General features: G+C 49.4%; 5 protein-coding genes. 3 read left to right on the top strand and 2 right to left on the bottom strand.

Annotated elements, in window-relative coordinates; translation table 11 throughout:
* Positions 1–2 precede the first annotated feature (2 nt).
* Together BZG79_RS09140 and BZG79_RS09135 are read right to left on the bottom strand one after the other, a co-directional pair.
* On the bottom strand, positions 3–1259 hold the full coding sequence (locus BZG79_RS09140; RefSeq protein WP_077576469.1) for an inorganic phosphate transporter: 1257 nt from the start codon (positions 1257–1259) through the stop codon (positions 3–5).
* A gap of 28 nt (positions 1260–1287) precedes the next feature.
* Positions 1288–1968, bottom strand: coding sequence for a TIGR00153 family protein (locus BZG79_RS09135; protein ID WP_021023390.1), 681 nt, complete (start codon positions 1966–1968; stop codon positions 1288–1290).
* A gap of 224 nt (positions 1969–2192) precedes the next feature.
* On the opposite strand from BZG79_RS09135, the gene BZG79_RS09130 reads away from it, so the two are divergent.
* The 3 genes from BZG79_RS09130 to glnE all read left to right on the top strand — a co-directional run.
* Positions 2193–3716 (top strand): inorganic triphosphatase, encoded by a 1524-nt coding sequence (locus BZG79_RS09130; RefSeq protein WP_077774240.1) that lies wholly within the window; start codon positions 2193–2195, stop codon positions 3714–3716.
* Between the two features lie 372 nt (positions 3717–4088).
* Entirely contained in the window at positions 4089–5690 is a 1602-nt protein-coding gene (locus BZG79_RS09125; protein WP_077774239.1) for a methyl-accepting chemotaxis protein, read from the top strand.
* 97 nt (positions 5691–5787) lie between these two features.
* Positions 5788–7198: bifunctional [glutamate--ammonia ligase]-adenylyl-L-tyrosine phosphorylase/[glutamate--ammonia-ligase] adenylyltransferase (gene glnE, locus BZG79_RS09120; protein ID WP_108743260.1), on the top strand; the 1411-nt coding region annotated here is incomplete at its 3' end.

Here is a 7198-nt window from a genome sequence, read left to right as displayed (position 1 = left end):
GGTTAGGCAAAGAAGGTGATCATTACTTGGTAAAAGATCACAGCTAATAAAGCGCCTGCTGGAAGCGTGATGAGCCACGAGGCAACAATATTGCGCACCACGCCGAGGTTGAGTGCGGCAATGCCTCTGGCAAATCCAACGCCGAGAACGCCACCGACTAATGTTTGCGTGGTCGAAATCGGTAAGCCTGTTCCCGAGGCTAAAACGACTGTGCTCGCGGTGGCTAATTGCGCGGCAAATCCGCGGCTTGGTGTGAGTTCTGTTATTCCTGAGCCAACGGTCGCCATGACACGATGCCCCAAGGTCGCAAGGCCGATGACAATGCCGGCACCGCCCATAGGAAGAATCCACCAAGCAATGTGTGCTTTTTCTGCCACAGTACCGAGGTTTTGCACGGTCGCGACAATCGCTGAAAGGGGACCAATGGCATTGGCAACGTCGTTTGAGCCATGCGCGAAGGCCATGGCACACGCCGTGACGACCATGAGTAAGCTGAATATCCGCTCAACGCCTTGAAAACCTTGGCTCTCATCGCCGCGATATTTTCTAGAGATGTAATACACGCCAAAAAACATCACCAGTGCAGACAAGACAATTGACGCACTGACTGACTCTAACGTGGTCAAATGCAAGCCAACATGCTTGAGCCCTTTTTTAATGGTCACCATCGCAATAATAAACGCGGTGAGGAACATATAAATGGGGACAAAACGTTTTGCATTGAGTACGGGGCGGTCAGTGTCAAAAATGAGGCGCTGGGCGCTAAGAAAAATAAAGTAGGCAAAAAGACCGGAGATAAAGGGGGTGATCACCCAACTGCCAACGATACCTTGGACGGTATGCCAATCGACAGCCTCAGAGCCAACCGATAGGCAAGCAAAGCCAATGATCGCGCCGATTATCGAATGGGTGGTGGAGACTGGCCAGCCCATATAGGAGGCAAGGAGCAGCCAAGTACCCGCCGCGAGCAGAGCGGACATCATGCCAAAGACCAATTCTAACGGTTGATCGGCATAGAGACTGGTATCGATAACACCTTTTCTAATGGTATCTGTGACTTCACCGCCAGCTAAATAAGCGCCGGCAAATTCAAAAATCATGGCAACAATAATGGCTTGCTTGATGGTTAGCGCTTTAGAGCCCACAGACGTGCCCATTGCGTTGGCGACATCATTGGCACCAATACCAATTGCCATTAAAAAACCAAAAGCCGCGGCGACCATAATAAGAATGGTCCCGTGATTCATCAGGATTTCCATTGTAATACCTTGTTGTTACATCACTCGGTTAGGAACGGGAAAGCATGACCTCTAAGCGCGCACCGACACGTTGCGCTTGATCAGCAATTTCGCCGACCCACTCGAGGATTTTGTACAAGAACATGACGTCGACAGGATTGTATTCCTGTTCCACCGCCATCAATGCCTGGCGAAGCTGGATTTGCATTGAGTCAGTATCATCTTCAATCACATCCAACTGATGAATCATTTCGGCCACTAAGGTGACTTCGCGTCCTTTAAATCCAGTCTCAAGCAGTTCTTCGAGCTCATTAATCACCCGACGTGCTTGCGCGGCTGCATCTAGGCACCGTTGTACATAAGCAATGAAAGCGGTATTCATTGCTGGGGGCATACGAAGCTGGCGGCCGATCACTCGGCCGGCAATATCTTTGGATAAGTTTGCCAATTTGTCTTGCTGAGTCAGTAACTCGAGCATGTCCGTCCGATCAACGGGCATAAACAAACCGCGGGGCAACTTGAGTCGGATATTGCGCTTCAGGGTGTCAGCATCTTTCTCTATCTCAGAGATTTGGTGACGGAGTTGATTCGCCTTTTCCCAATCTTGCTGTTCGCAAGCATGGAAAAACGGGATCAGTAGCTCACAGCAATCATTGACACGATTGACGTGGCGTTGCAGAGGTTTTATAGGGCTTTTTGCGAATAGCCCAACAATTGTATTGACTGGCATAGCCGTAATCTACCTGGTTGCCTCACGCCCAAAGGGCAAAGAGTGGAGGCTAAACGTTCAACGATGGTATATCGGAGCGGCGAATGGTAGCGCAGAACATTGGCTAAAGAAACAGCTTTTGTGATCTATGCCGCAGTGCGTTTGATCAAGACTGGTGGTTATAGTCCTTGCCGACAAGATCAATTGTTCATATCCTTGTCAGGCAATTGGCTATAGGTACCCGTATGGACACTGAGATAGAGCTCAAATTTTTTGTCTCTTCTGACTTTCCTCATCGCATCCGCGATAAGATTGTCAGTGTAAAGCAGCTACAGCAAAGCCAGCGTGAGCTGGGCAACATCTACTTCGATACGCCAGATTTTACCCTACGCGAACACGATATCGGTTTGCGTGTGCGTTGTTTTGATGGTGTTTATATTCAAACGCTCAAAACCGCTGGCCGGGTGGTAGCTGGGCTGCATCAGCGCCCAGAATACAACGCTGAGCTTAATGGACCTGAGCCCGACCTTTCTTTGATCCCGGTCGATGCATGGCCTGATAGTGTCAATATTGATGCACTGAGTCAGTCGATTCAGCCGCTCTTTTCCACCGACTTTGTCCGCCAACAGTGGCTCTTAGCCACTGACGACGGGAGTCAAATAGAGTTAGCCAGCGATCAGGGTGAAGTCTCCACCGAAGCTGGTGATAAAGATGTGATTTCTGAGGTCGAGTTAGAGCTTATTTCGGGTCAAACCGATGCCTTATTTTCATTGGCGCGCAACCTTGCCGATGAGGGAGGACTGCGACTGGGAAATTTGAGTAAAGCCGCGCGAGGCTACCGCTTAGCCACGGGCTATCAAGGCGATCCGGTCAAAGCGCTGTCTATCGTCAAACTGAGCGCCGACGATACGCAAGAGAAAGCGCTCATTCGAATTCTTGAGCACGCGCTCAGCCACTGGCATTACCACGAACAAATCTACATAGAGCGAGAGTCGCTTGATGCGCTGCAGGAAATTCGCTACGCGGTATTACTGATCCGCCAAGCCTTCGTTCTATTCGGCAGCGTGTTGCCGAGACGAGCGAGCACATTATTGCGTCAAGAGTTGCAATGGTTTGATGGCGAACTCGCTTGGCTGGATGATGCGTGGGCGAATGCACGCTTGTGTGAAGATAAGGGCCAATACCTGCGCAAACTCAATGCCCGAAAAATGATGGTCAAAACGCTGAAAGCTGAGCAAACTCAGTTGCCGGAGCGCGAGGATATCGTGGCGTTACTTCATACCTCTCGCTACTGCAATCTGTTGCTTGATTTAAGTCGTTGGATTCTCTCTAAAGGTTGGCAGCCGTTTTTAGATGAAAAAGCAGCGGATAAATTAGCGCAACCGATTCAAACCCTGGCCGATAAGGCATTACCTGAATCTTGGCATGAGCTCCTTGATGCCTTTGACGAGAGTAAGACACTGACAAGGCATGAGTATTTTGATCAGTATCCACGTCTGCAACGCAACTTGGTGTTAGGGACCTGCTTGGCGTCACTCTTTGATAAAAGTCGCCGTAAAGCGTTCCGACTGCCTTGGTTAGATTTACTGCAAGGTATAGAGGAACTTCGGCTACTTGAGCCAGTACGCGATTTAGTTGAAGCGATTGACGATGACGACGATAAGCAACAAGCGGAAAAGTGGTTAGCGAGAAAAGAAGAATCACTTTTTCATGCGATGACGCAAAGCCGTCAAACAGGCTTACGCCTCACGCCTTATTGGCAAGAATAAGCGACGCTAAAAAGTGTAAGAGAATAAGTAGAAGCAGCCAGATGGCTGCTTTTTTTAACCGAATCGATTATGCAAATAAGATGTGTCTGTATGCATCACCATGGCGCCTTTGGTCTCGACGTTGACTCGGTAAAAACCCAGTCAAGATCAATCTATGTTGATGGCTTTTGCGTTATAAACGGTTTACGCGTCACATGATAATTTGACTAAGTTATCATTATGGGCAATGTTTGTGGTTAAATTTCACAAATACGGTAAACAAGGATTCAGCCTGCGTGGTGTTTGTCGATATAACATCACCTAGTATCAATAATCGCCCGTTTGTTTGGGTCACTCAGTTGGCTTGATAGCGGTCATGGAGCTTTCAGGATTATGGCTAAACATACCTTCTATGCGTGGGAAAAACCCGTTACCAATCTGCGCTTGATTCCAAAACTCGTGATTCTTATGGTCTTTAGTACCATTATTTTGGTCGGTAAGCAGATGTGGGACGCCAATACATTTCGCCAATCCGTCATTGATTTCACCTTAAGCCAGACCCAAGAACTTGCCCGTTCCAGTGCCGCAATGACTGGCACATTAATCGAGCAACCGGACGGAGAGCGTCTGATGCGAGAGACGGTCGACACCATGAACAATGAGTTCAGTGAAGGCGCGTATTTATTTTTAGTCAATGGGGAGACGCGTCAGATTTGGGCGCACCCCTCCATGAGACAATTTGATCAATTGCGTGTGCCGGATGACACCTCAGGCGCTGATATTACTGAGCTTTTTATCAATCAGTCACAGCCGTTCAGTTACACCGTCTATGATGGCGGGCGACATGGGTATGCCGTGCCTGTAGGCAACAGCGACTGGTGGTTAGTGGCCTCGCAACCCACATCTGAAGCGCAAGCGTATTACCAAGATTATATCATCAAAGTGGCGTGGCAGACTGCGGTAATGATTGTGTCTTTTATGGTGATCTTGCTGGGTGGATCTAACATCATGCTGCGCCAAATCAACTACCTGACCGATAGGATTCGTGCGTTGGCGAATCGCGATTTGAGTGAGCCGATTGAAATGAATAGCCAAGACGAGTTTGGCGATCTTGCGCGCGAGCTGGAAACGTCTCGTCGGCAATTGGTCGACGTGATTCAAGCGCAGCGACAAGCGTCAGACGATCTGTCGTCTCTGGCCGAGATCATGACCATTAGCATGTCGGAAACCAAAGAAGCGTCGAAAGAGCAGTTCGATGAAATGGATCAACTGGCGTCAGCCATGAGTGAAATGAGCGCCACCGTGCAAACGGTCGCAGAGCATACCCGAGAAGCAGCTAAAGCGACCGAAAGCTCCAGTCAGCAAGCCAGCAGTGGCCAAGCGCATGTTAGCACCACCATTAATACCATCAATGCGCTGTCAAATGACATTAGTGAGTCATCACAAGTCGTCGGTCAGGTCGACGCGCAAGTGGAGAAAATTGGTACTGTGGTGGTGACCATTCAAGGCATCTCAGAGCAAACCAATCTATTGGCGCTTAACGCCGCGATTGAAGCTGCCCGGGCGGGGGATACAGGACGCGGCTTTGCGGTTGTGGCGGATGAAGTGCGTAAGCTGGCACAACATACCCAAGAAGCGACGGTTGAAATTCAAGATATGATCACCCAACTGCAGCAAAGTGCACAAAAAGCGGTGGGACTGATGGATCGCAGTGTGACGGAGGCGAATGCCGGGGTAGACTCGGTGAGTCAGGCGGGTGGCGAGTTAGAGCAAATTGTTACTCAAATCCAATCATTGAATGATATGAACTTCCAAATTGCCTCGTCGGCAGAGCAACAAGCCTCGGTGGCCGGTGAAATGAATCAAAACCTCACCAATGTTAAAGACTTGGTTCAGGCGTCAGTGACGGTGGCGAGCGAGCTGCATGAAACGGCTGAAATGGTCGAGCAAAGTGCTCAGTCACTGAAAGATAAGATCGATGCCTTTAAAGTGTAATCGTTGTCCCTTCACGTCCCGATAAAGATAACGGCTCACTGCATTAGTGAGCCGTTTTTGTTAGTGTCAAATGAAGGAATTATCAAAAGGAATGCCCATGGTGCTGTCTAACTCCCTTTCCGCTAACCTGAATCAACATTGGACACAATTGGCTGAATTCGCCCCCCAAGCACTTGACCAATGGCAAGGACCCGCCCGCGACCAGCTGGAAAAGGCATTGGTATGCAGCGATTTTATTGCCTCTGCGCTCACGCACACTGACGGATTGTTGCAATGGCTTTATCAACATCACCGCGATGTATCACGCGAGGCCTGCTATCAGCCAGAACTGACGGCAGCGCTTGAGACGGTGAATGATGAGCATGAATTCCATCGTCAATTACGTCTGTGTCGGCAACGTGAACTTGTGTGGATTGCTTGGCGCGATATTCATCAGCAGTGGCCTGTGGAGGCGAGTTTACAGCATTTATCGGCCTTGGCTGAGGCGCAGATCCTCAGTGCTTATCACTGGTTATATCAGCGTTGTTGCCATGATTGGGGCACGCCAATGAGCCCAGATGGCGACCCTCAGCCTATGTTGATACTCGGGATGGGGAAGTTGGGAGGCGGTGAGCTCAATTTTTCTTCCGATATCGATTTGATTTTTACCTATCCCGAAAATGGAGATACTCAGGGAGCAAGGCGCAGTATCGCCAATGCCCAATTCTTTACGCGACTGGGTCAAAGGCTGATAAAAGCGCTCGACCAGCCTACCGTCGATGGTTTTTGCTATCGTGTTGATATGCGATTACGCCCATTTGGCGACAGTGGGCCTTTGGTGATGAGCTTTTCTGCCTTGGAAGATTACTACCAAGAACAAGGGCGTGATTGGGAGCGTTACGCCATGGTTAAAGCACGGGTGATGGGCAAAGAGCAATACGATTGTTATCAAACTCTTAGGAAAATGCTGCGTCCTTTTGTCTTTCGACGCTATATCGATTTTAGCGCGATACAAGCTTTAAGGCGGATGAAGCAGTTAATTCAACGAGAAGTACGTCGGCGTGGACTGACGGACAATATTAAACTGGGTTCGGGTGGCATTCGAGAAATTGAATTTATTGCACAATCTTTCCAATTAATTCGCGGAGGGCGCGAGCCCAGCTTGCGTCAGCGTGGCTTACTGGAAACCTTGGATGCGATAGAAGAACTGGCGTTACTGCCAGCCGCTGAAGTCAGTCAGTTAAAAGCGGCCTACTGCTATTTGCGTCGGGTCGAGAACTTATTGCAGGCCATTGATGACAAACAAACGCAGACCTTGCCCGATAACGCGCTTGATCGGGATCGTCTCTCCTTCGCCATGGGGAGCAAAGATTGGGCGAGTTTACACGCGGAGATCGCGCGGCACATGCAGGCGGTCAATCAGGTTTTCTCTGGCTTAATTGGCGAAGATGAACAAGATAACGACATGGATGTTGATAGTGAGTATCACGATCTATGGGCGATGGCGCGCGATGTCGATAACGCTAAAT

It is taken from the genome of Salinivibrio sp. MA427, from assembly GCF_001996115.1.
GTDB lineage: Bacteria > Pseudomonadota > Gammaproteobacteria > Enterobacterales > Vibrionaceae > Salinivibrio > Salinivibrio costicola.
The sequence above is the reverse complement of the archived record's forward strand: the minus strand, read 5'-3'. Positions and strand labels throughout refer to the sequence as shown.

Coding starts and splice junctions, on each gene's coding strand:
- BZG79_RS09140 (WP_077576469.1), bottom strand. CDS start 1,259: ATGGAAATCCTGATGAATCACGGGACCATTCTTATTATGGTCGCCGCG.
- BZG79_RS09135 (WP_021023390.1), bottom strand. CDS start 1,968: ATGCCAGTCAATACAATTGTTGGGCTATTCGCAAAAAGCCCTATAAAA.
- BZG79_RS09130 (WP_077774240.1), top strand. CDS start 2,193: ATGGACACTGAGATAGAGCTCAAATTTTTTGTCTCTTCTGACTTTCCT.
- BZG79_RS09125 (WP_077774239.1), top strand. CDS start 4,089: ATGGCTAAACATACCTTCTATGCGTGGGAAAAACCCGTTACCAATCTG.